This window comes from Picosynechococcus sp. PCC 7003 (assembly GCF_001693255.1).
Lineage (GTDB): Bacteria > Cyanobacteriota > Cyanobacteriia > Cyanobacteriales > MRBY01 > MRBY01.
This window is the reverse complement of sequence record NZ_CP016474.1, coordinates 422056-447391: the sequence shown is the minus strand read 5'-3', so window position 1 is coordinate 447391 and position 25336 is coordinate 422056. Positions and strand designations below refer to the sequence as shown.

Here is a 25336-nt window from a genome sequence, read left to right as displayed (position 1 = left end):
AGTCATCTTTTAGCCATGAATCTTCTCTATACCCTCACCACTTATCCCCCTACCATTGGTGGTGCCCAACTACACCAACATCTCCTTGCTCAGCAGCTACACTCTCGGCACTCGCTTCAAGTGCTAACCCAATGGCGGAAAAACCGAACTGACTGGCTATTAGGAACCACACTCAGAGCACCTGAAAAAGGCCAGGATGAATTTTTAGATAGCATTTCAATTCACCCTCTCACCATAAGCAAAAAAGAAAAACTATTACTCTTTCCCTATGTCCTGCTTTATTATCCTTGGATGAGTTTTGCTCTCCCTAAAATTGCCCAGTGCTTACAAACGAAAATTCAACCCTATGCCAACAATGCAAATTTAATTCATAACGTCAGAATTGGACGCGAAGGCCTGAGCTTTGCCTCATACTACGCCGCCAAAAAAGCAGATATTCCCTTTGTCTTTACTCCTGTACATCATCCTCGCTGGGTCGGCTGGCGCTATCAGCAGTATCTAAATCTTTACCAAAAGGCTGATCGTCTTCTCGCCTTAACCGAAGTGGAAAAACAAACTTTAGTGGATTTAGGGGTGAAACCGGAAAAGATTACGGTAACTGGCATTGGCTCGATCCTCGCGCCTCATCCCAAGCCCCAAAGCTTTCGGGAGCAATACAAGATTACTGGCCCGATGGTTCTATTTTTGGGACAACACTACGCCTACAAAGGCTATCGTCAACTCCTAGCAGCCGCTCCCACAGTATGGGGAAAATACCCAGAAACCCAATTTATCTTCATCGGCCCCCCAGTCAAAAACTCGGAAAGTTATTTTCAAAATGGCGATCGCCGCATTCTCCGCTTAGGTGCTGTAGATTTACAAACCAAAACTGATGCCTTGGCGGCCTGTGATTGTCTCTGTGTCCCCTCCAGTCAAGAAAGCTTTGGTGGTGTTTATACCGAGGCCTGGAGTTTTAAAAAACCAGTAATTGGTTGTGATATTCCCGCTGTGGCTGAAGTCATTGACCATGGCGAAAATGGTCTGTTGGTAGCCCAAGACCCAAAGGCGATCGCGGCTAGTATTCTCGAAATTTTAGGTGATTCCCATTTTGCTCAAACCATGGGAGAAGCTGGTTACCAAAAAGTGCAACAGCGCTTTACCTGGGAAAAATTAGCTGCCATAACAGAGACAGCCTACTTGCAGGCAATAGCTAGCGCTTAGGGTATTTCTCCATATTCCTTCAAAACGGCGAGAATATCGGCTAAATCTTGTCGGTTGGCTTCGGTGGGATTGAGCTGGTAGCGGATTTCCGCAAGACGGCATCGAGTTTCAATTCGAGTTCGTGTAGCTTGGCGTTCTCTTGTCTCAGCTCTTCGAGACTCATCTGCTCTTTCCTGAGCCATTCGACGTTGCTCTTCTCGAATTCTTCGTTTTTCCGCCTCATCTCTTCGTTGCTCTTCCGTAGCTCTTCGTTGTGCTTCTTCAGCCAAGCGGTTTGTTTCTCGATTTCGACGGTTCCACTCAACGCCGAAATTAGCCAATGTAGCCACGAGGGCTGCCACAGTGCATCCGTTGCTCCAGACTCTGGGTTGGGTGATGAGTCCGAGGAATTCAAAGTCGGTTTCGTCATAGAACCTCAAAAAGGCGATCGCAATCAATAAAACAGTTAAGACCGTCGAGGGCAGTAACGCTAGAAAATTTAGCCACATTCATTTTCTATTTTTAAAACATTTCCCCATATTCCTCCAAAACGGCGAGAACATTTACGAAGTCTTGTCGGTGGGTTTCGCTTGGGTCGAGCTGGTAGCGGATTTCCGCAAGACGGCATCGAGTTTCGATTCGAGTTCGTGCAGCTTGGCGTTCTCTTGCCTCATCTCTTCGTTTTTCCGCCTCATCTCTTCGTTGCTCTTCCGTAGCTCTTCGTTGTGCTTCTTCAGCCAAGCGGTTTGTTTCTCGATTTCGACGGTTCCACTCAACGCCGAAATTAGCCAATGTAGCCAGGAGGGCTGCCACAGTGCATCCGTTGCTCCAGACTCTGGGTTGGGTGATGAGTCCGAGGAATTCAAAGTCGGTTTCGTCATAGAACCTCAAAAAGGCGATCGCAATCAATAAAACAGTTAAGACCGTCGAGGGCAGTAACGCCAGAAAGTTGATCCAGATCTGGGAATTTCCCATACACCAATCCATTATAGTTTGGGGATATTGTCCCAAATTTTTGATATTCACCATGAGCCAAGCGGCGATCGCCAATCTCCTTGCGACCTTTGAACGGTTTGGCATTAACCTCGGTCTAACGCGCATTACCCAATTGCTGGCGAACCTCGGCCACCCAGAAGGCCAAGTGCCAATTATTCATGTGGCAGGCACCAACGGGAAAGGTTCGGTCTGTGCCTATTTGTCTTCGATTCTCACGGCGGCGGGCTATCGAGTCGGACGCTTTACCTCACCCCATTTAGTGCATTGGACAGAACGAATTTGTCTCAATGATCAGCCCATCGCCCCGGAACGTTTACTGGCAGTTTTAGAGAAAATTCAGGCAGCCATTGATCCCAACCAAGAAACGCCCACCCAGTTCGAGGTGATTACAGCGGCAGGATTTTTGTACTTTGCCCAGGAAGAGGTGGATATCGCAGTGATTGAGGTGGGCTTGGGGGGCCGGTTAGATTCGACTAATGTTTGCGATCGCCCCCTCGTTTCTGTCATCACCTCCATCGGGATGGATCACTGGCAACGGTTAGGCAACAGTTTAGACAAAATTGCCGGGGAGAAAGCAGGCATCTTAAAACAAGATTGTCCAGCGGTGATTGGGGAAGTGCCGGAGATCGCGGCCCAGGTGATTCGTGAAAAAATTCAAGCCTTAAATTGTCCAGCCACCTGGATTCAGTCTGCCCAGATAATGCATTCCCCTTCAGAAGAGGGACAGAGGGGGATGTTAGCGAAATATGGTGAATTTGAATATTCCTTGCCCCTTTTAGGCGAGATCCAACTGCACAATTCGGCGATCGCCATCGAAACTACTTATGCTTTGCGGCAACAAGGTTGGCAAATTTCCGATCAACAACTGCGTGACGGTATTGCTAAAACCCGCTGGGCCGGACGCATTGAATGGCACCAATGGCAGGGTCAAAAAATCCTCATTGATGGCGCTCATAATGGCGTGGCGGCAGCGGAATTACGCAAATATGTAGACACTCTCCCCCAACCGGTCACTTGGGTCATGGGGATGCTCTCGACGAAGGATCACCAAAATGTCCTCCAGGCCCTCTTGCGAGACGGGGATCACTTACATCTCGTGCCAGTGGGGGGCCATAGCAGTGCTGATCCCCAAGCTTTAGCGATGCTGGCCCAGGTGATTTGTCCGGCCCTCGCCTCCTGTCAAACCCACGCCACTTTAACCGCTGCCCTTGATCAGGCGATCGCCACCCCCCACACTAGGGTGTTATGTGGTTCGTTATATCTTTTGGGAGAATTTCTCAGTGATGCAGCCAAAATTTAAAACCCGCAAAGCCTGGCATCAAGCCGAAATGCTGCTCCAACCGGCCTTTATTCGGGTCGTCGATAATTTCCGCGCCCAACTAGAAGATTCCCCCTGGAGCGGGGAGTACGAAGACATCCAAGACCCCTACCCTGGCTACGTTTTGCGCCTCAAGAAAGACAATATTGAGACAACGGTCAATATCTGGGATCTCTGCTACCAAATCTGTTTTGTCGCCTATCCCACCGAAACCCTCGTGGAAAATGGCTGCACCGTGGACATCGATGAAACCCTATTCGAGGTGTCTGGGGCGGTGGATTGGCAAAAACTAGAAGCGAAAACCCAACAGTTGATCCACAATGTGTTTGAGCAATTTGATCACTTAGGGGGGTAATCGCCGATGGTCACAAAGGCACAAATTCAAGGGGGATTATTGGGGCTTTGCGTGGGCGATGCCCTGGGCGTACCCGTGGAATTTTCCGAGCGCCGTACCCGCCAAGAAGATCCTGTGACAACGATGCGGGGCTACGGCACCTACAACCAACCCCCCGGCACTTGGTCCGATGATAGTTCCCTGACCTTTTGTCTGGCCGAGGCGATCGCCGAAGTGGGCCTGGGCGAAGAACTCCCGGAACATCTGGGGCGCAAGATGGGCCTCTGGCTCAAGGAAGCCTACTGGACACCCCACGGCGAAACCTTTGATGTGGGCAATACCACCGCCGCGGCGATCAACCAAATTTTGACTGGGATCAACCCCCTGGAAGCGGGCGGAATCGGGGAGCGGAGTAATGGCAACGGCTCCTTGATGCGTATTTTGCCCCTCGCCTTTTGTGGTGAGCGACTGCCCTATGCCGATCTTTTGGATCTCGTCCACAACATTTCCTATCTGACCCACCGTCACCCCCGTTCCCTCATTGCCTGCGGTATTTATATTTCCATTGCCCTGGAACTGTTGCAGGGGAAAAGTTTTGGCACTGCCTACCAACAGGGCGTACAGCGGGCCGAAGAGTTTTATCGCGATTCCATCTACAAACCAGAACTGAGCCACTACCAGCGGCTTTTGACAGTAGATTTCGCCACACTGCCCAGGGAAACCATCGCATCGAGCGGTTACGTCGTCCATGCCCTCGAAGCGGCCCTCTGGTGCTGTTTAAACCACGATAATTACCCGGATACGGTGTTGGCAGCGGTGAATTTAGGGGATGACACCGACACCACAGCAGCGATCGCCGGCGGGTTAGCAGGGCTTTACTACGGCCTAGACGATATTCCCCCTGCTTGGTTGACACAAATTACCCGACGGGATGACATTCTCCAGTTAGGCGATCGCCTTTTCACGGCCATCCGCTGACCCAGCATCATAAAGCCCTCCAGTTCCCAGTTTGGGGGAGATTTTAAAATGATGAATAGGATCAAACTCCCCCAATTTGCCGGAGATTTAGTGAGGAGATTTAGGGGGCAAATCAAGACATTGACTAACTTTATAAACAGCCTTTTAGCCCGATTTTCTTTAATGTAAAGTTAAATTAATTCTCTTCCTTTCACAAACCCTTGAACCAAGCGCATCAGCACTTTGTATCAAGTGTCACATTTTTTTAGGGGCGGGACTTTTACACTGCAAAGCTTAAACACGACTTAAACTTTCAAACTTTTTCCTCCCACACACTATCCCAAAGCCCCTTGAAAAAATCGCATTAATCATGAGTAATCTCGGAAGACGTAAATTTATTCTCTACAGTTCCGCCGCCCTCGGTTCCAGTATCCTCCTCAAAGCCTGCGGCCAACCCACAGAAACCCCTGATACCCCCGATAGTGGCAGCACAACCTCTACCCCCAGTGGTGACACGATCAAAGTCGGTATTCTCCACTCCCTTAGTGGCACCATGGCCATTAGTGAAACCACTGTTGTCGAAGCCGAACAACTCGCCATCAAAGAAATTAATGCCGCCGGTGGTATTAACGGCAAAATGATTGAAGCCATCGTTGAAGATGGTGCTTCCGATTGGGATGTCTTCAAAGAAAAGGCAGAAAAACTCATTGACCAAGATGGTGTCGCCGTCGTCTTTGGCTGCTGGACATCTGCCAGCCGCAAAGCCGTTAAGGATGTTTTTGAATCAAAAGACCACATGCTGTTCTATCCCGTCCAGTATGAGGGTCAAGAATGCTCGAAGAATATCTTCTACACTGGTGCTGCCCCGAACCAACAAATCGAGCCTGCGGTAGACTGGCTCCTCGAAAACAAAGGAACAGAATTTTTCCTCGTGGGTTCTGACTATGTCTTCCCCAGAACGGCGAATACCATTATCAAAGCTCAATTAGAATCAAAGCTCAATTAGAAGCCAAAGGTGGTACCACGGTCGGCGAAGACTATCTCCCCCTCGGTAACACCGAAGTAACGCCAATTATCACCAAAATCAAAGCAGCGCTCCCCAACGGTGGCGTGATTTTCAATAGCTTGAACGGTGACAGTAACGTTGCGTTCTTTAAGCAAATTCGTGATGCGGGTCTCACCCCCGAGGAATATCCGGTGATGTCGGTGTCGATCGCCGAAGAAGAAGTCCGCCAGATTGGCCCCGAATATCTCACGGGTCATTATGCGTCTTGGAACTATTTCCAAACCGTGGAAACCCCTGAAAACGAAAAGTGGGTCGCGGACTTTAAAGCGGAATACGGTGAAGACCGGGTAACCAATGATCCCATGGAAGCAGCCTACATCATGGTCTACATCTGGAAGCAAGCTGTCGAGCAGGCGATCGCCAGTGGTGCGGCCGATGCCTATGACCTCGAAGCTGTGCGTAATGCCGCCATTGGTCAAGAATTCGCCGCCCCCGAAGGCCCCGTGACAATGAATGCCAACCACCACCTCTCGAAGACCGTGCGCATTGGTCAGGTACGGGAAGACGGGATGTTCGATATCGTCTGGGAAACCGACGGCCCCATCGCGCCCCAAGCTTGGAACCAGTATGTTGAATCCACTAAAGGATTTGCCTGTGACTGGAGTGATCCCACAAAGGGTGAAAAATACGAAATCTAGGGGTTAATCCCAGATGTTTGTTCGGGAAAGCTGGCATTCCTCCCTACAGAATCCGGCTTTCTCGCAGTTTTATTGCGCGTATCTCGGTGGGTTTGGTCTGTGACAGAACTTTTAATCGGTATTTTTAATGGGGTCAGCATTGGCTCTGTACTCCTGGTTTCCGCCTTGGGTTTGGCGATCGCCTTTGGTTTGATGGGGGTGATTAACCTGGCCCACGGCGAATTAATGATGCTGGGCGCCTACACAACCTTTGTGGTTCAGAATGTGTTCCGGGGATTCGGGGAACCGTTTTTTAATCTCTACATTATCTTTGCCATTCCCCTGGCTTTTTTTGTGGCCGCAGCGGTGGGCTTTGGCCTAGAACGGGGCGTCATCCGCTACCTCTATGGCCGTCCCCTAGAAACTCTCTTGGCCACCTGGGGGGTCAGCCTGATTTTGCAGCAGTTTGTCCGGAGTGTGAACTGGGCGATCGCCTTCGGGGTGATTGCCTTTCTCCTCAAAGATGTGATTCGCTGGGCCGTAGTCCAAGCCTTAAACCTGGCCAAGATCCAAGCCGCTGCCCTAAAAATTTGGCTGGATAAATTGAATGTGATTGCCGCTTTTGCCCTTGGTTTTGGCGTGATTTTCGCGGTAAATCTGACGAAAAATGATGCCCTCACAAAACCCTGGTTTAGTGCCCGCAATGTGGATGTCACTGCGCCGCAATGGCTCCAGGGCGGACTTTCCCTGGGTTCAGCCCAACTGCCCTATAGCCGGATTTTTATCATCGTCCTGACCTTGCTTTGTCTGGGGGCGATGTACTGGTTTTTGAATAAATCCAACTGGGGTCTCCGGATCCGTGCCGTCACCCAAAATCGGGAAATGAGTTCCTGTTTAGGGATTCCCACCGCCCGCGTGGATGCCTTGACCTTCGCCCTGGGGTCTGGTTTAGCTGGCATTGCCGGGGTGGCGATCGCCCTGTTGGGTTCCGTGGGGCCAAATACTGGCCAAAACTACATCGTCGATGCCTTTATGGTGGTCGTGGTGGGGGGCGTCGGTAATTTGCTCGGCACCATTTTGGCGGCCCTCGGTTTGGGGATTATCAGCTATCTCATTGGTTCTGGCACATTTGTTACCGTTTTTACCTCCCTCCAGGCACCACAATTTCTCTTGGATTTGGCCACTTTTTTCGCCACCACCAGTATGGCGAAGGTGATGACCTTTGTGATTATTATCGGCTTCCTCCAATTCCGGCCTGCGGGTCTCTTCCCGCCGAAAGGCAGAACCGCAGAACTCTAAAGCCTTTTTCCCGATAGCCCAGCCCATAAACAGCACCATGAATGTAGGTTTAACCCGACGTGACCAGCGCAAACAACAGCGCACCAAACTTCTCATTGAGGGAGCAATTATCCTTGCTCTGGTGATCATTACGATGGTCATCCTGCCCTTGATTTTGCCGGAATTTCGCCTCAAACTCGTGGGGCGTTTTCTCTCCATGGCGATCGTCGCCCTGGGGATCGACCTCATTTGGGGCTATACCGGCTTGCTCAGTCTTGGCCAAGGGATTTTCTTTGCCCTCGGTGGCTATGCCCTAGCGATGCACCTCAATTTACAATTGCCCGACGGTGCCATTCCTGAATTTTTTATGCTCTACGGCGTCGAAAAATTACCCCTCTTTTGGCAGCCCTTTTACTCTCTACCCCTAACGTTGATTGCCATGGTGCTTGTGCCGGGGATCGTTGCCGGGATTTTGGGCTATCTCGTCTTTCGAAATCGCATTAAGGGGGTCTATTTTTCGATCATTACCCAGGCGGCCCTGTTGGTCTTTTTTAACTTCTTTAACGGCCAGCAAAAATTAATCAACGGCACCAATGGTCTCAAAACGGATACTGCCATTTTTCTGGGGCAGCGGGTCGGCGATCCGGCAATTCAGTTGGTGTTTTATGAAATAACGATTGTTGCCTTGCTGTTGGTTTATCTGCTCTGTCGCTGGCTGACGAGTGGTCGCTTTGGCCGAATGTTGATCGCCATTCGGGATGATGAAACGCGGGTGCGGTTTACGGGCTACGATCCCACCTGGTTTAAGGTGGTGGTCTTTGCGATCGCCGGGGCGATCGCCGGGATCTCCGGGGCGCTGTATACCGTGCAGAGTGGGATTATTACGCCGAACTACATGGAAGTAGCCTTTTCCATTGAGATGGTGATTTCCGTGGCGGTGGGGGGGCGGGCGACCCTGATCGGCGCAATTCTGGGCACGATTTTGGTCAACTTTGCCCGCATTTATTTGAGTGAAAGCTTCCCAGAAATTTGGCTCTTTTTCCAAGGGGCGTTGTTTTTAATCGTGGTGACAGTGCTCCCCGATGGCATTGTGGGCTGGGTGCGAGATGTCCTCTGGGTCAAGGTGGCCCGTCTGTTGGGCATCGGCCAGCCAGTGAGTTATCCGGCAATCGCTGATGATCCCGATGTGCAAAATATCCAAGAAGACCAATTAGTGACAAAGGAGTAGGGCGAGGCCATGGAAAATATCTTGGAAATTGAAAATTTGACCGTCAACTTCGATGGCTTTAAGGCTCTCAATAACCTCACCTTTCGCATGGGAAAAGGGGAACTACGGGTGATCATTGGCCCCAATGGTGCCGGTAAAACCACGTTTTTAGATGTGATCACCGGCAAGGTCAAACCCACCACAGGGAAAGTCAAATTCAAAGGTAAAACTATCAGCGGCCTCCCGGAACATAAGGTGGCCCGCCTCGGCATTGGTCGCAAATTTCAAACGCCCCGGGTCTACCAAAATTTAACGGTGCGCGAAAACCTCGACCTCGCCTGTAATCGCCACAAAAATGTTTTACCGACTCTTTTTGGGGGCACCAAGGCCACGGAAAGAACCCAAACCCTAAGCCTTTTAGAAACCATCGGCCTCACCGAAAAAGCAGATATTCAAGCCGCTTGGTTAGCCCATGGCGAAAAACAGCGCTTAGAAATTGGCATGCTGGTGGCCCAATCCCCGGATCTGTTGTTGGTGGATGAACCCGTGGCGGGTTTGACCGATGAAGAAACAGAAAACGTCGGTAATTTGCTCCTCGCCCTCGCTGAAAGCCATTCTCTGATCGTGATCGAACATGATATGGAGTTTGTGCGTCAAATTGCCCGACAGGTAACGGTGCTGCACCAGGGTTCTGTGCTCTGCGAAGGAAACATGAATCAAGTACAGAACGACCCCAAAGTGATTGAAGTTTATCTGGGGGAAGCGCCCACCGTTACACCGGAGCAGATGAACCTGATTCGCATCGCCGCCAGTATGGCCTGGGCCGATGGCAACTTTGCCCCAGAGCAAAAGCAAGTGATCCTGAGTCGCCTGAGTGAGCAATTTACCAACGACAGCCAGCACCAGGGGCAACTACAAGAAGAACTCGAAAATTACCTGGCGAGCAATCTTCCCCTAGAACAGTTGACGGATACTTTGATCACGGACACTGAGAAAATTACCGCCCTAAAGCTCAGTTATGAGGTGATTCGGGCCAATGGGGTCAATGAACTGGAAAGCATTGTCTACCAGCAACTTCTGGGACTGTTGGGGCTTCCCCTAGAGGTGGTGCGGGAAATCGAGGCCGAGATTGATCAAGCCTACGGTGCTTAGGGAAATGACGATCGCCTTGGGGCCAAAAGCACCAGAGCAATCTGTTAAGATCCCAGGCTAAACCTTCAGTGAACGCGGCGACCCATGGCTTGGCAAGAAAAACTCACGGCACTGCAACATTTTTTCCGGGAAACGGAACGGGCCTTAATTGCCTATTCTGGCGGCATTGACAGCACTTTGGTGGCAAAGGTGGCCCACGATGTTTTAGGCGATCGCGCCGTGGCGATTACTGCTGTCTCACCATCCCTGTTACCGGAAGAACTCGAAGCGGCGATCGCCCAGGCGAAAACCATTGGCATTGTCCACGAACAGGTGGAAACCCATGAAATGGAAAATCCCAATTACGTCAGCAATCCCGCCAACCGCTGCTACTTTTGCAAAAGTGAACTCCACGACACCCTTAAACCCCTGGCCCTAGAGCGGGGCTATCCCTACGTAATTGACGGGGTAAATGCCGACGATCTCCAAGATTATCGTCCGGGCATCCAAGCGGCCAAAGAACGGGGAGCGCGATCGCCTTTAGCAGAAGTGGGGATCACCAAATTAGAAGTGCGGGAAATTTCCAAACAGTTGGGGCTGCCCTGGTGGGATAAACCCGCGCAACCCTGCCTTAGTTCCCGGTTTCCCTACGGCGAGCTGATCACCACCGAAAAACTCCAGCGGGTCGGTCGTTGTGAAGTGTATCTGCGGCGTTTGGGTTGGCGATCGCTACGGGTGCGTTCCCAGGGTGATACCGCCCGCATTGAGTTGCCCCCCGAACAAATCCGAGATTTTGTCGTCCAGGTAGATCTCGATACCCTAGTTAAAACTTTCCAAGACTATGGGTTTCTGTACGTCACCCTAGACCTCGAGGGCTACCGCAGTGGCAAACTAAACCAAGTCCTCGATCCCCAAACCCGGTCTGCCCAACAATATTCGGGGTCAAATCCCGCTATGATCAAGTCCACCTAGTCCTGTTGTCCAAAAGCACTATGATCCATTCCCGGCAATTTTATTCCGCAGCGGCGATCGCCCTTTGTTTTGGTTCCCTCCTGGTAAGCTGTAATCCTAATCCCAATGGCACAACCCCCAGCAGTGAAACGACGACCATTAGCACCGATGTGAATAATCGTCTGGCCCTGGGCACCACCGCAAAACCCCGCACCATCGATCCCGCCGATAGCTACGAAATTGCCGGTTTAAATATCATCTACAACGTCACCGAAAGCCTCTACACCTACGAAATCGGTACCACGGAGATCAAACCCCTCCTGGCCACAGAGCTTCCCACCATCAGCGACGATGGCCTTACCTACACCATTCCCCTACGAGAAGGGGTCACTTTCCACGATGGTGAACCCTTTAACGCAGCGGCAATGAAATTCTCTTTAGATCGCTTTATGGAAAATAAGGGCAAACCTTCTTTTCTGTTGGGAGACATTATCGAAAATATCGAAGCGACAGGGGAATATGAGCTAACCATTACCCTCAAGCAACCCTTTGCTGCTTTCCCGGCATTATTGGCCTTTGCCGGTGCCAGCGCTGTTTCCCCTGCGGCCTATGAAATTGGGGAAGGTGCCTTTAACCCCAGTCAACTGGTGGGTACTGGCCCTTATCGGTTGACGAACTTCGGTAGTGACACGATTACCCTCGACCGCAATGACGACTACTGGGGCGAAGCGCCGAAAAATGCTGGGGTGGATATTCAGATTTTCAATAGTAATGCCGCCAATTTATTTAATGCGCTCCAGACGGGGGCCGTGGATATTGCGTACCAATCCCTAGAGCCAGAACAGGTGAGTAATTTGCTCCGGGAGGCAGAAAGCGGCCAGATCCAAGCCCTAGAAGCAGAGGGGACAGCGGTGAATTTTATGGTGCTGAACCGCAACCAAGCCCCCCTTGATCAGCTAGAAGTTCGTCAGGCGATCGCCGCTCTCCTAGACCGCAACCTGATCAACGAACGGGTGCTCAATGGCCAAGCGGATCCCCTCTATAGCTTGATTCCCACTTCTTTTCCGGCGTCCCAACCGCTGTTCCAAAGCACCTATGGTGATGCCAACATCGAACAAGCCAAAACCCTCCTCACCGAAGCCGGGTTTACCCCCGAAAATCCAGCGGTGATTCCCCTCTGGTATCCCTCTGGTTCCACCACCCGCGGCATTATCGCCACGACCCTCAGGGAATATGCGAACCGCGAACTGGGGGGATTATTACAATTTGAGCCCAGCAGCGTCGAAGGAGCGACCTTTTTCCAAAATATTGCCCAGGGGATTTATCCGGCAGCCCTGGGGAACTGGTACCCAGACTTTTTAGATGCGGATAATTACATTCATCCCCTTCTAAATTGTGAGGTGGGTTCCCCAGAAACGGGCTGTGAATCGGGAGGCGCACAGAACCAAGGGTCTTTTTATTGGAATGAAGCGATGAACCAATTAATTGATGCCCAACGGACGGAAACTGACCCGACAAAACGCCTCGAAATTTTCACGCAAATCCAAGAACAGATGGTGGCGGATGTGCCTTATATTCCCATTTGGCAAGGGAAAGAATATGTTTTTGCCCAGGCCAATATTCAAGGTTTAGCTGTAAATCCAAGCCAAAGTTTACCCCTCTGGCTTGTGGAAAAGTAGCGCAAAGATCGCCCGTATAATTTTTCAAAAAAGATTAGGCTTTGTTCTCCTCATCGGGGAGTTCAAGGCTTTTACGGGTACTTTTGAGAGTTTTCCAAAGGTTTTTTATCTCTTGATAGGCTTGCTGTGATGAAATTTTGCCGTTTGTTTCTAGGTTGCAGATAAAATTGACCCGCTGGGCAAACTCCTGGAGGTTGGCATTAAAGAGGACTTTCTCCATTTTGAAGTCGCCTCGATAGCTTTCAATGGGAAATAAAAATTTTTCTTTTTCGGATTCAGACATGGCGATCGCCTAGGGTAACTCCAATGGGGTTTTAATCAATACAAGACACCAAAAGACGACTCTAGTGTAACGAAAGAATTTCTGCAGGGGAGGTGTTGCCAGATGCTTTTTTGAAAACTGACACCTTTTCCCTGTAGCCACAAAAAAAGGTAAAGCGAGGCTCTACCTTAGGAAAGATATTACAAAAATAATGGCTAAATTGCCTTAACCACTGGTGCAGAGGCCAGTGACTACCAGCTGGATTTAACCACACCGGGGAGTAAACCTTGGTGAGCCCAATCCCGGAGGACGTTACGGCACAGACCGAAGTCACGGTAGTAGCTGCGGGGTCTGCCGGTAATTTGGCAACGGTTACGCATCCGAGTCGGCGAGCTGTTGCGGGGGAGATTTTGAATTTTGCGGTGGATTTCGAGCTTTTCGAGGGGATCAGCCGCGTTGTTGAAAGCTTCCTTAAGGGCAGCTCTTTTTGCGGCGTATTTTGCCACCATGCGAGCACGTTTTCTGTCGCGCTCAATCATTGATTTCTTGGCCATGAAATTTAGTCTAAAAATTCTATATAAAGACAGCATTTTCTATCATAGCTCAAATGGCCCAAATTCCTAATCCTCAGGGGGAAATCTGCTGGGCTGCCGTTGGGGAATGGGCAGGCGATCGCCTAGAATGAAAAGTCTTGTTATTTGTGGCAATCTACAGGCAGTTATGGCGATCGCACCGGAGCCCTCCTTGGGTTTAGCACTCCACACCACGACCCCCCAGTTAGGGCTGAGTTTGCGGCATCTGACCACGGGGGAACAACGTACCGCCCTGTGGGATCTGGGTCGGGATTTATCGGCGCAACTCCACTGCTATCTCCAGGAATTTATCCAGCCCCATGCTTGGCAAGACATCGCATTTTTAGGAGTGGCGAAGGGGCCTGGGGGCTTTACAGGTACCCGCTTGGGGGTTGTCACAGCCCGCACCCTCGCCCAACAGTTAAACATTCCCCTCTATGGCATTTCGACTTTAGCGGCGATCGCCTTTCAGGGCCGGGAAAATCGTCTGGATCAAACGGTCGCCGTTGCTTTGCCCGCGCGACGGGGGGCGGTATTTGGGGCCATTTATCAAATCACGGCGACAGGGGCGATCGCCCTGGTGCCGGATCAGTTATTTACCCCCACGGCCTGGGCGGATTGTCAGAGCAATTTTCCTGATTTACAGGTGCTTGATCCCCCAGAAGCAATTGGCGAGACTGTCACCGAAGTTTTGAGCCTCGCCCAATCCCAATGGCAAGGGGAACCCCAGGGGCCTTGGGGCGCGGTGGTGCCGTTCTATGGGCAGCACCCCGTTTATCAGTGATGGGTAACCAGGCCGCTCATTTGATTATTTTCACCCGCTATCCGGTGCCGGGCCAGACCAAGACCCGGTTAATCCCTGCTTTGGGGGCGGCGGGGGCCGCAACGTTACAACGCCACCTCACGGAACATACCCTAAAAACCGTAGAAGTCTTGGAAAATGCCGCTATTTCTATTTATTTTTCCGGTGGCACAACGACCCAGATGAACGCCTGGCTGGGGGAGCAGTGGCATTACCAAGCGCAACAGGGCCAAGATTTAGGCGATCGCCTGATTCACGCTTTTCAAACCAGTGAACAACAGGGTTACGCCAAAACCGTGGTGATTGGCATCGATTGCCCAGGGATTACGGGTGAAATTCTCGCAGCGGCCTTTGACAAACTAAATTCTGCTGAAGTCGTCCTTGGCCCAGCGGTGGACGGTGGTTATTATCTGATTGGTCTGCGCCAGAATGTCTCTGGGCTGTTTACCGACATGCCCTGGGGGACGGCTCAAGTTTTCTCTGAAACCCAGACCCGCTGTCAGCAGTTAAATTTGCGCCTCGCGTTACTGCCGATACTCCAGGACATTGACGAGCCAGCGGATCTCAGGGTTTGGGACAACTTCAAAAATAACCTTAAAAAAGCTGCTGAATAATTCGCTTAGCCTGGTTGCCGTAGCCCCCACCAAATAAATTAAAGTGATTGAGCACATGGTAGAGGTTGTACAAATCGCGGCGATCGCCATAGCCAGAATCCAGGGGCCAAGCCTCGTTATAGCCCTGGTAAAAGCGTCCCGGAAAACCACCAAATAGCTCTGTCATCGCAATATCCACTTCGCGATCGCCATAGTAGGCCGCCGGATCAAAAATAATCGGTTCCCCCTGGGCGGTCACTGCGGCATTCCCTGACCAAAGATCCCCGTGGACGAGGGAAGGCTGGGGTCGATGATCCCGCAAAATTCTGTGCACCCCGTCGATGATCCGCTGTGGCTCCGGAAAATCTCCCCCCTTTCGTCTAGCCAAACGCAGTTGATAACCAAGGCGCTGTTCCGCCCAAAACTCCGCCCAATCGCTTTGCCAGTCGTTCATTTGGGGGGTAGAGCCAATGGTGTTGGGGCGATCCCAGCCAAATTTTTCTGCCGTGCCCTGACGATGGAGTGCTGCGAGGTGACGGCCCATTGCTTGCCAAGCATCACCACTGCCACCACCGAGGTCGATCCATTCCAGGACGATATAACTATTACTCTCGGTTTCCCCCCAACAGATCGGCCGGGGAACACGGATGGTTTGGGTGGCGTCCATTTGCTGGAGAGCCAAGGCTTCTGCGGCGAACATGGCCGTTTGATTCGGGCGATTTAGCTTTACAAAGTACCGCTGGCCAGAGCCGGCTAGACAGTAGCCCTGGTTAATGCAGCCGCCCCCCACAGAACGCTGCTGTTCGAGGGTAAACGGTTGGCCAGTGGTTGCCGCAATGTGCTCGGCAATGGCCCCTAGGGAAGTACGCATCGCAATACCTCAATTCGTCGGCGGAGTCTGTCTTTAGCTTAGGCGATCGCCTTTTGTAACGGAAAGCCCAATTCTTCCCGTTGGGCAAGGTAGAGGTGGGCGACCTGACGGGCCATGTGACGAATTCGCCCAATGTAGCGGGTGCGTTCGGCCACGGCAATGACCCCGCGCGCATCGAGCAAATTAAACGTGTGGGAACATTTCAGCACATAATCGAGGCTCGGCATCACCAGCCCTTTTTCGATCAGTTGTTGGGCTTCTGCTTCGTAGAGCGAAAATAGCTGGAACAACATTTCCGGATTAGACGCTTCGAAATTGTAGGTACATTGTTCAATTTCACTTTGCAGGAAAATATCCCCATAGCTGGTGGTCTCATTCCAGCGAATCTTGGTGATCGCATCCACTTCCTGGAGGTACATCGCCAAGCGTTCTAGGCCATAGGTAATTTCAATACAAACCGGACGACAATCGAGGCCACCACATTGCTGGAAGTAAGTGAATTGGGTGATTTCCATGCCATCAAGCCACACTTCCCAGCCCACACCCCAGGCACCGAGGGTTGGTGATTCCCAGTTATCTTCCACAAAGCGGATATCGTGGTCTTCTGGTTGAATCCCCAAGGCTTTGAGGGAGTCTAAATAGATCTCTTGGATATTGTCCGGTGACGGTTTAATGATCACCTGGTACTGGAAGTAGTGCTGCACCCGGTTGGGATTTTCACCGTAGCGGCCATCGGTGGGACGACGGCAAGGTTCGACATAGGCAACGGACCAAGGCTCAGGGCCAATCGCCCGCAAAAAAGTATGGTGGTTCATGGTGCCGGCCCCTTTTTCGGTGTCGTAGGGCTGGGCAATTAGACAACCACGATCCCGCCAAAATTGATTGAGGGTGGCGATGATTTCTTGAAAATTTAACGACACGCTATTTTGCCTCGAACACTTGCTAGGAAATGGACAGAATATAGATTTTGTTCCCTAATGAAGATATCACAAGACTTCTACCCCTGTGATGTCCTGGTTTCAGGGAAGCGGCTCAGGAACGACATCAAAAAATCCCCATTGTGAATGACGCTAGGGCACAAACAAAAAAATGGGGATCACCAGGGGGAAGGGTTAAGCCGCTAATGGCTAAAGCTAAAGATGGGCATCAGAGTTTTTTTTGACTCGGAGTCATCGAAAATGGTGAGCTCTTTGGGGGTACGACACCGTTGTAGGTTCACTTCGATGTTTTGGGCTCCTTCATTGGTGAGGTCTTCGAGGAAGCCTGCTTGGGCGGCGATCGCCTCTTTGCGACTGAGGTAAGGACCAAAGTAGTAGGTACACTCCGGTTGCTCAGTGGTAATTTCAAGCCAATAGGCGCGGCCAATGGTCTCGAAGAGCTTGAGCAAAAGTTCTTTCATATCTGTCCCTGTGGTGGTGAAGTTTGAGGTATGGGTCTACTGGAAAAATACTTGTTGTTGAAGATAGCTTGCCTGGGTACAACCCAACAACTCTTGTTTTATCCCTAAAACGCTCATTTTGCATACTGCCTTAGGGGGTATCCGGGAGGGTAATTTGCACCTGGCGTACAAGCTTTTGTCGGTACACTTCATATAAGGCGATCGCCGCAGCGACGGAAGCGTTTAGGCTAGGGGTTTTCCCCGTCATCGGAATTGCAACCAGTTCATCACAATGCTTTTGCGTCAACAAACTAAGACCTTGTCCTTCCGAACCGATAACTAATCCTATCGCACCTTCAAATTTAATATTGTGTAAGGCTTTACTGGTTCCTGCGGCGGTGCCATAAATCCAGAAACCGGCTTCCTTGAGTTCTTCCATGGCCCGACTAAGATTGACCACCTGTGCGACGGGGAAATGTTCTAGGGCACCGGCGGCTACTTTCATCACCGTCGAGGTCACCCCCACCGCCCGCCGTTGGGGAATAATCATTCCTTGGGCGCCAATGGCTTCAGCTGTACGAATAATTGCCCCTAAATTATGGGGATCGGTGATGCCGTCGGCGATCACAACTACGGGGGATTCTGTTTTGGCCTTGGCCTGTTCAATGAGGTCCGGCAAATCCATATATTCATAGGGAGCAGTCTGCACAGCGATCCCTTGGTGGACACCCCGATTGGTCAAGTAGTCTAGGCGAGACATACTCACTTCGTCGATGACTGTGCCTTGGTTTTTGGCGGCCTGGAGGAGGGTATGGAAACGATTGGCGTGGCGCAGGCGAGAGGTCACCCAAATTCGGTTGAGGGGACGTTCGCTCTCAAGCACCGATAACACCGCATGCTTGCCGTAGATGAGGTCATTATCTTCTTCTGTGGTGACCTCTTCTGGGACTTCCCCTGGGGCGGTTTGGGGAGTGAGTTCAAGAGCCTCTTGGGAAGGGAACTCTGACGATTGACTCCGCTGGGGTTTGGGGCGGTCTTCGATGGGACGTCTTTTGGTGGGGCCAGCACCTTGGCTACCACGTTTATCAAAACGTTTAAAGGAGCGCTCTCCCCCTTCTTCGCGCCGGGAAAATTGACCCTTACGCCGGGGAGATGGGCGATCGCCTCGTTCAAACTTACCGCCATCTTCGCGGCGATCAGAACGTCGATCCCGATCAAAGGAAGTGGCTTTTCCGTACTTTTTACTTGGTTTGCGGTCTCTTCCCCCGGCGGCTCTACCGTATTTTTTACCCGAATCGGATCGATGTGGCTTGTTCATAAAAAATTCAGTCTTTAGTCGTTCAGATGTATTAACTTGTCAAGGAAAATCAGTTACAGAGGCTGGGGCGATCGCCTAAATATGACTTAGGTTATTTAGAATCAGCAAAGTTACCTTTTCCAGCCGTGGCCCATTAAAAAATCAAAAAATCAACACAAACATATCTTGGTCTTACCTCAGGCGGGGGCGCTCCTTAAAGAAAAAGCCCCAATGAAACACAAAAGAGAGTTGATCATATCAGACCCCAGACCGTTCTTGGGGTAAATAGGTAAATAATTCTGCCAAACGCTGCGGGTTCGTGAGATAGAGATACCCGACCAGGGCTTCAAAACCAGTGGCCTGCCGATAAACGGCTAAGCTGAGACGCCTCGGTTTTCCCGTTGCTGAATTGCGTCCCCGGCGGACAATGTCCTGTTCTGGCTCACTTAAATAGGGTTCAAGGAGGGTGAGATATTGGGCTTGGGTTTCTGCCCGCACCTCCGCCACCACCTTACCGTGGTAATCCGCAATGCGACAGGGGGGCAACAAAAAATTACAGCGGTTATAGAGTTCATAAACAGCATCCCCCACATAGGCTAAGGACGCGGGGGACAATTGTCGGAGCTGATCAGCGGCAATGTCAGGGACAAACAATGGTTTTCTCGTCCCTATTTTTTCTCTTCTAGGTGGGCGATCGCCTCATCAATGGAGTTCCGCAGAGACAAAAACTTCTCTAGGCGAACTAACTTTACCGTTTGGGTTACCCGTGGATTGGTTACCACTTGCATCGTTCCCCCAGCATTTTGGGTGTGTTTGACCAACTGCACCAGGGCACCGATACCAGAGCTATCCACAAAATCAATTTGGGCTAGGGAGAGGATAATATCGTGGGGGCCTTCATTAATCCGGCTTTTGATGGCGGTACTAAACACAGGTTCGGAAAAGGCATCCAATAACCCAGTTAAGCGGAAAATTTGATATTTGTTGTCAATGACTTCGTAAGTTCCTCTCAAACTTACAGTCAGATTTAGCGGTTCAGGAATAGTCCTCTCCTCCTCAAACTGAACGGAATATGCAACGCTAATTTTAGCTCATTGCGACTGCGGGCAGAATAAGGGACGAAAAACAGTACAACAAACTACAGATTTTTTGCTGCATCATCGCCCCAAAGCCGGCTTAAAACTCATCCCAACCCGTAATCCCCGATGACATCACGTAGCTGGTAACCCCGGCCTCAAAGAAGTTAGCTTTGGTATTGCCTTCTTTTTTCGTATCCGAGAACCGTTCGAGGTGACGGTAGGGACTTTTCTTGTATTGATCCCCTTTGTATAACGGTTCAAGGCCAATGGCTTGTAGACGAATATTCGCTAAATATTTGGTGTAAATCTCGGTGCTTTGTTCTGTAATGCCGAGGATATCGTTGCCGACAATGTGGTTTGTCCACTGACATTCGTACTGTACAGCCCGTTCCACCATTTCATAAATATGGTCAACGGAATGATCAAAGGTGGCCATGGCTTCTGGGATCAGCTTTTGGAATAAGCGCACGTGGCTGAGTTCATCCCGGTTAATCATTTTAAAGATATCCGCAGAACCAGGCATCAACATCCGTGAGGCGAGGTTATAGAAGAACACAAAGCCATTGTAAAAATACAGTCCCTCTAGGAGGTAATCAGCGACGAGGGTCGTGAAATAATTTTCTGGGGTGGGATTGTCGATGTAGCGTTGGTAGTTGCTGGCAATGTACTCACAGCGATCGCGTAAAACTTTATCCGTGCGCCAAAAATCATAGACGGCAGTGCGGCGGTCGCTAGGGATAATCGTCTCAATCATGTATTGATAGGACTGGTTATGCATCCCCTCCTGGGAGATCTGCTCGGCAATACAGAGGCTGATCTCTGGGGCCGTAATTGAGCTTTTGATGTGGGGAAGATTGCAGGTTTGGACAGAATCGAGGAAGGTCAGGTAGCTAAGGATCCCGTCAAAGGCACGGCGTTCCGAGTCCGTCAGGTTGTGGTAATCGGTGACATCCTGGGTAATGTCGAGCTTTTGGGGAATCCAAAAATTTTCCCGCATTTGTTGGTACAGTCCCACTGCCCAAGGGTAGCGGACATCGTTTAGCTGCATCAGGTTGGTGGTTTCCCCGAACCAAATGGAACGGTGAGCGATATCGTCATTCCCATCTGGATTAAAGATGGGATTTATAGGCATCTGGTTAAGTAGTGTTTGTGGCATGGGGATGTGAACTCTGCGTTTTTTATTTAAAATTTGTTGTTTCGTCAAAAAAAGAAGTTTAATTAAAACCCTTTATCTTCCCACAGAATATTTCTTTCCACAACCAATTTTGAGTAAGAAAGCTTTTTCAAAAAAAACCCGATTCAAGAGAAATATCGAAACAGGAAAATGGTTGAGGAAAAAAAGGGTTATTCCATATCTGACTCTAATCTCGTTGATTCACAAGAATTTTGAGCTTATTCTCTCAATTATGAAAATAATGCTGTGGCTTAAGATTCGGATTCAGAAGGATTTGGTTGATTAAACATCGGCGCAATGAACGCCACGATCGCCCCCATCATGAAGCCGAGAATATTGCGCAATAGGGGTAACCAGTCGGAGGTGCGGGTGACAACGGGGCCAACACCAAAGGCGAGGAACAGGATGCCCCAGAGGGGAGACATGATTAAGGCCCACTGCCAAGCAAAGGCTTGACCTTCTTTGCGGGGAATGGCGGCAAAACCACAGATAACACCCCCAACCACGGAACTAATGAGGGTGAGTAGCCACTGTTCACGGGGTAAGCCAGGCACAACGATACAACCACCTTCTTTGGTAACACAGGTTTTGACAGTTTCTAGGGCATCGGCGATCGCCTGATTTTCGCCATGCTCACGGACGTAATACATATTGCCGAAGCGGGTCTGGAGTTCGATCCAGAAGGTGCGGGGCATCAGTTCATACACATCGTCACCAATGCTAAAGGCCAATAGGTTGCCCCCCCGACCATCGGCAACGAGCAAGATACTTTTATCATCAAGGCCCCAATACTCTTTCACGGCCCGTCCGGGACTGCGGTCAAATTGGGTCAAGACGCGCATTTTCCAGCCCGTTTCTGCTTCAAAATTGTTCAGATCCGTCACGAGATTTTCTTCCTGGAGCTGGGGGAGGAAGTTCGCCAAATCCACGACCGGCGTTTCGTAATCGGGGAGCAGTTCAGGGTTGTTAACGGCGAAGGCAGCGGGGGCGATCGCCCAGGTCATCACCGCCAAACAGACCGCGAAAAGACTACGGAGCAGGGGACGAGGCAAGAAATGATTCATAGAAATTTCTAAAAATAATGAAGCCAGCAGGGGCCGCTAATTATGAAAATTAATCGCGTTTTTATTACGGCTTGTTACTTTATTTTAAGTATTTTAAGATTTTTCTCAATGTTTTTCGAGGATTTACCTGGATTACATGGCCAATTGACCGCTCAAATGCTGCAGGTGACGCAGGGCTGAATGGTCTATCTGGAGGGGGTTGAGGGCGAAGGGAACCCCCTGAATCGCTTGGAATGGAATCAGTCCCACGACACTGTTGCTATAGGCGATCGCCTCAAAGGTTTGGATCAGATCAACGTCCCAGGGAACTTCTCGAGCAGGGATTTGCTGATTTTGCAGTTGCTCCAGGAGGTGCGATCGCATTACACCAGGCAAAATTCCCCCCAGGGGCGGCGTGTACCAAATGCCCTGTCTGAAACCCCACAAATTTCCGGTGGCGGTTTCGAGCCAGTGGCCGCTGGGATCTGGCAAAATTGCTTCTCCGGCACCCAAGGCGATCGCCCGTTGACGGGCCTGCCAGGCGCTGAGGTAATTCCCCGTTTTAAAATCAGCCTGGGGTCTCTGGAAATAAGGGTCTTGGGCCAGCCAACCCTGGATCCCCTGCTGCTGTTGTTGGGCTAAATGTTCTGGCAGTGAGCGACCGAGGATCAGTTCACGGCCATCATGGAGGATTGTCACCCGCACCACAGGGGCAACGGCGGCTACTTTTTGGGCGCCCTGGTTAACCCTTTCCCAATCGGGTTCTGGCCATTGCAACGTTTTGATGCTGTGGCGGAGGCGATCGCCATGGCGAGACCACAAACTGCGGGGATCAGTTAGGGAGTTCTGGTAAACCCGGAGAGTCGTAAAGAGGGTCGCCCCAAATAGAAAACTCGGATCACTAACCGGCAGAGTTAGTTCTGTCCCCTCGTACCAAGCCCCCGCGTACCAATAGCCCATGACCATAAGATCCTAGAAGGTTTTTCATCACACCATATTTCTTTTACCTGATGGAAAGCCCTAAACAGGATTTTCCGGGGCCGTTTGGGATTGCACCCGGCGCAGTAACCAATCGAAGCGGGTGGTGGCCACGCTGAAATTTTCCTGAATCACACTGGGGACAGCTTCGTTCGCCCGACTTTGGTTAAACACGAAATCTTTATCTTCGCCGAGGTGACGCACCGTATTTCGGAGGCGGCTGGCTAAAAAGGTGGCGATCGCCCGATTAAACCGCGCCGAAAAGCCAACATCCTGACTCAGGCGGTTAGAAATTTCTTCTTGGGACACGGCCAGTAACAAGCATTCCCCGCAGGTTTTAACACTGGCACTGGGTAACTGATGATCAATGAAAGATAGTTCCCCAAAAACTTCCCCACTCTGGAGCACCGCAATCTCCTTTGTTACTCCCATCAGGTCAATGGAAACCGATACCGAGCCATCGAGGAGAATATAAAAATTTTCCAGGGGTTGGTTTTCCTGGATTAAAACTGTTTGCGGCGGAATTTTGGCAATTTTACCGGCAGTGATGAGCCAGTCAATATCATCATCATTTAATTCTCCGAACAGAAATAATACTTTCTGCATTGCCGATATCCTTTAGCACGAATGGTGCGGTCTGTGGTTATTTTACCCCGGATTTCCAAGGGACCTAGACCGCTAGGGCGATGTGTAACAAGACTTCTTGATTGCGTTACAGTGACATTATTCCGGCCCCCGATCCATTCCGAAAAAGACTTAGAAAAGCCTCATAGCCGCGATCGTAGAGTGAACTGATAATCGCCACCCGGTTCGAGGCGATAATCACTCTGCTCCAAAAATCGGCCTAGAGGTTCGTAGATTAAGGCGCGGCCGAGGGTCGGATGTACCCGCAATTTTCCCTGGCGGAAATGCCACTGAAATTCCCATTGATAGGAACCCGCTTGCACTTCGCCAATGATTTTGCCCTGCTGCCAGGACTGTTGCAAAATTCGCACATGGGCCGGAGTCTCAGGCACAACAACAACCTTAATCTGGTGCTAAAGAACGTTCCCTATTGTGGAAGCTTTTGCCGCAAAACGCACCATCATTTCAGCATTTCATGGCAAAATCACTCCACTTTCTATCCCTACCAGGGCAAAGATTCACCATCCCAGTTAAAAAATTTGCCCGTATCCTGGGGGTGCAAATTAGCCATGACTTGGCGCAGTTGACTCACTGTCCGCGTGGGTGAAAATAGCTTTTCGGGGGGGACATTTTTCTGGAAAGGCTCGGAGAGGTCGGTATCTGTCGTCCCTGGATGCAGAGCCGCCACAATAATATTGGGGGCAACGCGGCTCCATTCAATGGCGATATTTTTCAAAAACATGTTCAAAGCGGCCTTCGAGGCACGGTAGCCGTACCATCCCCCCAGGTGATTGTCTTCGATGCTGCCGACTTTAGCGGAAATGGCTGCAAAAATTGCGGGTTCTGGATGGCGAAGAAAGGGTAAGAGGTGTTTTGCCCAGAGAACAGCGCCAACAGCATTGACTTGGAAGTAAGTTAGTAAATTTTCCGATTGAATATGGCGGAGACTTTTTTCGGGTTGGAGGGTTTGGTGATGAAGAAGGCCGACGCAATAAATAACTTCATCAAGGCGAGATGTTTGGGCTTTGAGGGTGGCGATCGCCGCTGTAATTTGTGCTTCTTGGGTCACATCCACATGGATTAATTGGAGTCGCCCAGGGTAGCGAGTCTGTAGCGTTAGGAGATCGGCGGAGGGCTGGCGATAGGTGCCATAGACCCGCTGATAAATATCTGAGGCAAGGTATTGTCGAACAAATTCTAGGCCAATACCGCGACTGGCACCAATGACGAGGGCTTCCATTATGAACGGCTTACCTCCGCAGTACTTGGGGTCTGACTGGAGGTTACGGGATTTTCATGCTCTAGGGTAGGGGGACGCAGGGCAAGGTATAAGGCCGCGCCAAGGGGAGGTGTAAAGGAGATCGCCCACAATAACCAGTTTTGATCCCCCAGGCCACGGCGGGCCAAATCATCCTGAATTAGGGTCGGGAACAGGATTGCCAGCAGACAAAAATCCAAACTCATCACATGGATAAAGCGATCGCCCCGGAACCTTGTGCCAAAATCGCCCCAATCTCCCGCGCTGAGGCCGTAGGCCAATAGTCCCACCAGCGCAACCAAACAAAATAAGCCCAACAGCCGCGAATCCTGCCACCGGAGCCACCCGTTTTTTTGCCCCGTAAAGGTGGGATTATCACGCCGTAACGCCAGATAGGGCAGCAACGCAAACGCACCAAGGAAAAAACTCCCCATCGCAAAGACCCAAGCGGGCAACCTTTGGCCACGGCCATCGAGAAATAAAAGCGCGCCATACATCACTGGGAAAATGCCCATGATGTTAAACAGGGCAATGACCAGCGGATTGATCCCGTCCCACTGTCCACTGGATAAAGCAGTAATCAGTTCTAGGGTTTCTGGCTGGTTGGGAGGTGCTCCTAGAAAGGCATACAACACAAAGACAAGCCACAGGGAACCAAGGAAAATTGAGCGGGCCATAGCAATTAAACTTTT

27 protein-coding genes and 2 pseudogenes are annotated in these 25336 nt (G+C 50.7%); 12 read left to right on the top strand and 17 right to left on the bottom strand.

Going from position 1 to position 25336, the window contains the following annotated elements; translation table 11 throughout:
- Positions 1-15: 15 nt before the first annotated feature.
- Complete coding sequence (locus AWQ21_RS02115) at positions 16-1200, top strand: glycosyltransferase family 4 protein (protein ID WP_065713115.1); 1185 nt, start codon at positions 16-18, stop codon at positions 1198-1200.
- On the opposite strand, the gene AWQ21_RS02110 is transcribed toward AWQ21_RS02115, so the two are convergent.
- Both AWQ21_RS02110 and AWQ21_RS02105 read right to left on the bottom strand, forming a co-directional pair.
- Entirely contained in the window at positions 1197-1688 is a 492-nt protein-coding gene (locus AWQ21_RS02110; RefSeq protein WP_071932259.1) for a hypothetical protein, read from the bottom strand. The two genes, AWQ21_RS02115 and AWQ21_RS02110, sit on opposite strands and share 4 nt — an antisense overlap.
- Positions 1689-1701: 13 nt before the next feature.
- The gene (locus AWQ21_RS02105) at positions 1702-2259 is read right to left on the bottom strand and encodes a hypothetical protein (protein ID WP_315862212.1); all 558 of its coding nucleotides are present in this window, start codon (positions 2257-2259) and stop codon (positions 1702-1704) included.
- Between AWQ21_RS02105 and AWQ21_RS02100 the strand changes: the two genes are divergently transcribed.
- The 9 genes and pseudogenes from AWQ21_RS02100 to AWQ21_RS02060 all read left to right on the top strand — a co-directional run bounded on the left by AWQ21_RS02100 (position 2207) and on the right by AWQ21_RS02060 (position 12713).
- Positions 2207-3475, top strand: coding sequence for a folylpolyglutamate synthase/dihydrofolate synthase family protein (locus AWQ21_RS02100; protein ID WP_065713113.1), 1269 nt, complete (start codon positions 2207-2209; stop codon positions 3473-3475). The two genes, AWQ21_RS02105 and AWQ21_RS02100, sit on opposite strands and share 53 nt — an antisense overlap.
- Positions 3459-3848: a hypothetical protein gene (locus AWQ21_RS02095; protein WP_065713112.1), complete on the top strand. Its 390-nt coding sequence runs from the start codon at positions 3459-3461 to the stop codon at positions 3846-3848. Before AWQ21_RS02100 ends, AWQ21_RS02095 begins: the two co-directional genes overlap by 17 nt.
- Positions 3849-3854: 6 nt before the next feature.
- On the top strand, positions 3855-4805 hold the full coding sequence (locus AWQ21_RS02090) for an ADP-ribosylglycohydrolase family protein (RefSeq protein WP_065713111.1): 951 nt from the start codon (positions 3855-3857) through the stop codon (positions 4803-4805).
- A gap of 349 nt (positions 4806-5154) precedes the next feature.
- A pseudogene (gene urtA / locus AWQ21_RS02085) lies at positions 5155-6488 on the top strand (urea ABC transporter substrate-binding protein).
- 99 nt (positions 6489-6587) lie between these two features.
- Positions 6588-7766, top strand: a complete 1179-nt coding sequence (locus AWQ21_RS02080; RefSeq protein ID WP_065713110.1) for an ABC transporter permease subunit — start codon at positions 6588-6590, stop codon at positions 7764-7766.
- 37 nt (positions 7767-7803) lie between these two features.
- Complete coding sequence (urtC, locus tag AWQ21_RS02075) at positions 7804-8973, top strand: urea ABC transporter permease subunit UrtC (RefSeq protein WP_065713109.1); 1170 nt, start codon at positions 7804-7806, stop codon at positions 8971-8973.
- A 9-nt stretch (positions 8974-8982) separates the two neighbouring features.
- Positions 8983-9717 (top strand): annotated as a pseudogene (gene urtD / locus AWQ21_RS16690) (urea ABC transporter ATP-binding protein UrtD); the annotation flags it as partial.
- A gap of 471 nt (positions 9718-10188) precedes the next feature.
- The gene (larE, locus tag AWQ21_RS02065) at positions 10189-11055 is read left to right on the top strand and encodes an ATP-dependent sacrificial sulfur transferase LarE (RefSeq protein ID WP_065713107.1); all 867 of its coding nucleotides are present in this window, start codon (positions 10189-10191) and stop codon (positions 11053-11055) included.
- Between the two features lie 20 nt (positions 11056-11075).
- Positions 11076-12713 (top strand): ABC transporter substrate-binding protein, encoded by a 1638-nt coding sequence (locus AWQ21_RS02060; RefSeq protein WP_065713106.1) that lies wholly within the window; start codon positions 11076-11078, stop codon positions 12711-12713.
- Between the two features lie 34 nt (positions 12714-12747).
- On the opposite strand, the gene AWQ21_RS02055 is transcribed toward AWQ21_RS02060, so the two are convergent.
- Both AWQ21_RS02055 and rpsN read right to left on the bottom strand, forming a co-directional pair.
- Positions 12748-12996 (bottom strand): hypothetical protein, encoded by a 249-nt coding sequence (locus AWQ21_RS02055; protein WP_012306026.1) that lies wholly within the window; start codon positions 12994-12996, stop codon positions 12748-12750.
- Between the two features lie 230 nt (positions 12997-13226).
- Complete coding sequence (gene rpsN, locus AWQ21_RS02050; protein ID WP_065713105.1) at positions 13227-13529, bottom strand: 30S ribosomal protein S14; 303 nt, start codon at positions 13527-13529, stop codon at positions 13227-13229.
- A gap of 127 nt (positions 13530-13656) precedes the next feature.
- On the opposite strand from rpsN, the gene tsaB reads away from it, so the two are divergent.
- Together tsaB and AWQ21_RS02040 are read left to right on the top strand one after the other, a co-directional pair.
- Entirely contained in the window at positions 13657-14331 is a 675-nt protein-coding gene (gene tsaB, locus AWQ21_RS02045; RefSeq protein ID WP_232315032.1) for a tRNA (adenosine(37)-N6)-threonylcarbamoyltransferase complex dimerization subunit type 1 TsaB, read from the top strand.
- Positions 14259-14963 (top strand): TIGR04282 family arsenosugar biosynthesis glycosyltransferase, encoded by a 705-nt coding sequence (locus tag AWQ21_RS02040; protein WP_232315031.1) that lies wholly within the window; start codon positions 14259-14261, stop codon positions 14961-14963. Before tsaB ends, AWQ21_RS02040 begins: the two co-directional genes overlap by 73 nt.
- On the opposite strand, the gene AWQ21_RS02035 is transcribed toward AWQ21_RS02040, so the two are convergent.
- The 13 genes from AWQ21_RS02035 to AWQ21_RS01975 form a co-directional block, all read right to left on the bottom strand.
- The gene (locus tag AWQ21_RS02035) at positions 14944-15813 is read right to left on the bottom strand and encodes a fructosamine kinase family protein (RefSeq protein WP_065713103.1); all 870 of its coding nucleotides are present in this window, start codon (positions 15811-15813) and stop codon (positions 14944-14946) included. The genes AWQ21_RS02040 and AWQ21_RS02035 overlap by 20 nt on opposite strands.
- A 38-nt stretch (positions 15814-15851) precedes the next feature.
- Entirely contained in the window at positions 15852-16733 is an 882-nt protein-coding gene (gene glyQ / locus AWQ21_RS02030; protein WP_012306021.1) for a glycine--tRNA ligase subunit alpha, read from the bottom strand.
- A gap of 200 nt (positions 16734-16933) precedes the next feature.
- The gene (locus AWQ21_RS02025) at positions 16934-17212 is read right to left on the bottom strand and encodes a DUF1816 domain-containing protein (RefSeq protein WP_065713102.1); all 279 of its coding nucleotides are present in this window, start codon (positions 17210-17212) and stop codon (positions 16934-16936) included.
- Positions 17213-17342: 130 nt separating this feature from the next.
- Positions 17343-18233 (bottom strand): 23S rRNA (guanosine(2251)-2'-O)-methyltransferase RlmB, encoded by an 891-nt coding sequence (rlmB, locus tag AWQ21_RS02020; protein ID WP_065715174.1) that lies wholly within the window; start codon positions 18231-18233, stop codon positions 17343-17345.
- 513 nt (positions 18234-18746) lie between these two features.
- On the bottom strand, positions 18747-19142 hold the full coding sequence (locus AWQ21_RS02015) for a Mini-ribonuclease 3 (RefSeq protein WP_065713101.1): 396 nt from the start codon (positions 19140-19142) through the stop codon (positions 18747-18749).
- A 14-nt stretch (positions 19143-19156) separates the two neighbouring features.
- Entirely contained in the window at positions 19157-19513 is a 357-nt protein-coding gene (locus AWQ21_RS02010) for an STAS domain-containing protein (RefSeq protein WP_065713100.1), read from the bottom strand.
- A gap of 151 nt (positions 19514-19664) precedes the next feature.
- Positions 19665-20723: a ribonucleotide-diphosphate reductase subunit beta gene (locus AWQ21_RS02005; RefSeq protein WP_198159677.1), complete on the bottom strand. Its 1059-nt coding sequence runs from the start codon at positions 20721-20723 to the stop codon at positions 19665-19667.
- Positions 20724-20992: 269 nt separating this feature from the next.
- Positions 20993-21805 (bottom strand): TPM domain-containing protein, encoded by an 813-nt coding sequence (locus AWQ21_RS02000; RefSeq protein WP_065713098.1) that lies wholly within the window; start codon positions 21803-21805, stop codon positions 20993-20995.
- A 132-nt stretch (positions 21806-21937) separates the two neighbouring features.
- On the bottom strand, positions 21938-22744 hold the full coding sequence (locus AWQ21_RS01995; RefSeq protein WP_232315030.1) for an aminotransferase class IV: 807 nt from the start codon (positions 22742-22744) through the stop codon (positions 21938-21940).
- 60 nt (positions 22745-22804) lie between these two features.
- Complete coding sequence (locus AWQ21_RS01990; RefSeq protein WP_065713096.1) at positions 22805-23368, bottom strand: cyclic nucleotide-binding domain-containing protein; 564 nt, start codon at positions 23366-23368, stop codon at positions 22805-22807.
- 161 nt (positions 23369-23529) lie between these two features.
- Positions 23530-23778 (bottom strand): DUF3146 family protein, encoded by a 249-nt coding sequence (locus AWQ21_RS01985; protein WP_012306012.1) that lies wholly within the window; start codon positions 23776-23778, stop codon positions 23530-23532.
- Between the two features lie 110 nt (positions 23779-23888).
- Positions 23889-24626, bottom strand: a complete 738-nt coding sequence (locus AWQ21_RS01980; protein WP_065713095.1) for an SDR family NAD(P)-dependent oxidoreductase — start codon at positions 24624-24626, stop codon at positions 23889-23891.
- Positions 24626-25321 (bottom strand): DUF2834 domain-containing protein, encoded by a 696-nt coding sequence (locus tag AWQ21_RS01975; protein WP_065715173.1) that lies wholly within the window; start codon positions 25319-25321, stop codon positions 24626-24628. The genes AWQ21_RS01980 and AWQ21_RS01975 overlap by 1 nt, the downstream gene beginning before the upstream one ends.
- Positions 25322-25336: the final 15 nt, after the last annotated feature.

Bases quoted from the DNA above. Each gene is read 5' to 3' on its own strand.
- AWQ21_RS02115 (WP_065713115.1), top strand. From the start codon at position 16: ATGAATCTTCTCTATACCCTCACCACTTATCCCCCTACCATTGGTGGT.
- AWQ21_RS02110 (WP_071932259.1), bottom strand. From the start codon at position 1,688: ATGTGGCTAAATTTTCTAGCGTTACTGCCCTCGACGGTCTTAACTGTT.
- AWQ21_RS02100 (WP_065713113.1), top strand. From the start codon at position 2,207: ATGAGCCAAGCGGCGATCGCCAATCTCCTTGCGACCTTTGAACGGTTT.
- AWQ21_RS02105 (WP_315862212.1), bottom strand. From the start codon at position 2,259: ATGCCAAACCGTTCAAAGGTCGCAAGGAGATTGGCGATCGCCGCTTGG.
- AWQ21_RS02095 (WP_065713112.1), top strand. From the start codon at position 3,459: ATGCAGCCAAAATTTAAAACCCGCAAAGCCTGGCATCAAGCCGAAATG.
- AWQ21_RS02090 (WP_065713111.1), top strand. From the start codon at position 3,855: ATGGTCACAAAGGCACAAATTCAAGGGGGATTATTGGGGCTTTGCGTG.
- urtC (WP_065713109.1), top strand. From the start codon at position 7,804: ATGAATGTAGGTTTAACCCGACGTGACCAGCGCAAACAACAGCGCACC.
- larE (WP_065713107.1), top strand. From the start codon at position 10,189: ATGGCTTGGCAAGAAAAACTCACGGCACTGCAACATTTTTTCCGGGAA.
- AWQ21_RS02060 (WP_065713106.1), top strand. From the start codon at position 11,076: ATGATCCATTCCCGGCAATTTTATTCCGCAGCGGCGATCGCCCTTTGT.
- AWQ21_RS02055 (WP_012306026.1), bottom strand. From the start codon at position 12,996: ATGTCTGAATCCGAAAAAGAAAAATTTTTATTTCCCATTGAAAGCTAT.
- rpsN (WP_065713105.1), bottom strand. From the start codon at position 13,529: ATGGCCAAGAAATCAATGATTGAGCGCGACAGAAAACGTGCTCGCATG.
- tsaB (WP_232315032.1), top strand. From the start codon at position 13,657: ATGAAAAGTCTTGTTATTTGTGGCAATCTACAGGCAGTTATGGCGATC.
- AWQ21_RS02040 (WP_232315031.1), top strand. From the start codon at position 14,259: ATGGCAAGGGGAACCCCAGGGGCCTTGGGGCGCGGTGGTGCCGTTCTA.
- AWQ21_RS02035 (WP_065713103.1), bottom strand. From the start codon at position 15,813: ATGCGTACTTCCCTAGGGGCCATTGCCGAGCACATTGCGGCAACCACT.
- AWQ21_RS02025 (WP_065713102.1), bottom strand. From the start codon at position 17,212: ATGAAAGAACTTTTGCTCAAGCTCTTCGAGACCATTGGCCGCGCCTAT.
- AWQ21_RS02005 (WP_198159677.1), bottom strand. From the start codon at position 20,723: ATGCCACAAACACTACTTAACCAGATGCCTATAAATCCCATCTTTAAT.
- AWQ21_RS02000 (WP_065713098.1), bottom strand. From the start codon at position 21,805: ATGAATCATTTCTTGCCTCGTCCCCTGCTCCGTAGTCTTTTCGCGGTC.
- AWQ21_RS01995 (WP_232315030.1), bottom strand. From the start codon at position 22,744: ATGGGCTATTGGTACGCGGGGGCTTGGTACGAGGGGACAGAACTAACT.
- AWQ21_RS01990 (WP_065713096.1), bottom strand. From the start codon at position 23,368: ATGCAGAAAGTATTATTTCTGTTCGGAGAATTAAATGATGATGATATT.
- AWQ21_RS01980 (WP_065713095.1), bottom strand. From the start codon at position 24,626: ATGGAAGCCCTCGTCATTGGTGCCAGTCGCGGTATTGGCCTAGAATTT.
- AWQ21_RS01975 (WP_065715173.1), bottom strand. From the start codon at position 25,321: ATGGCCCGCTCAATTTTCCTTGGTTCCCTGTGGCTTGTCTTTGTGTTG.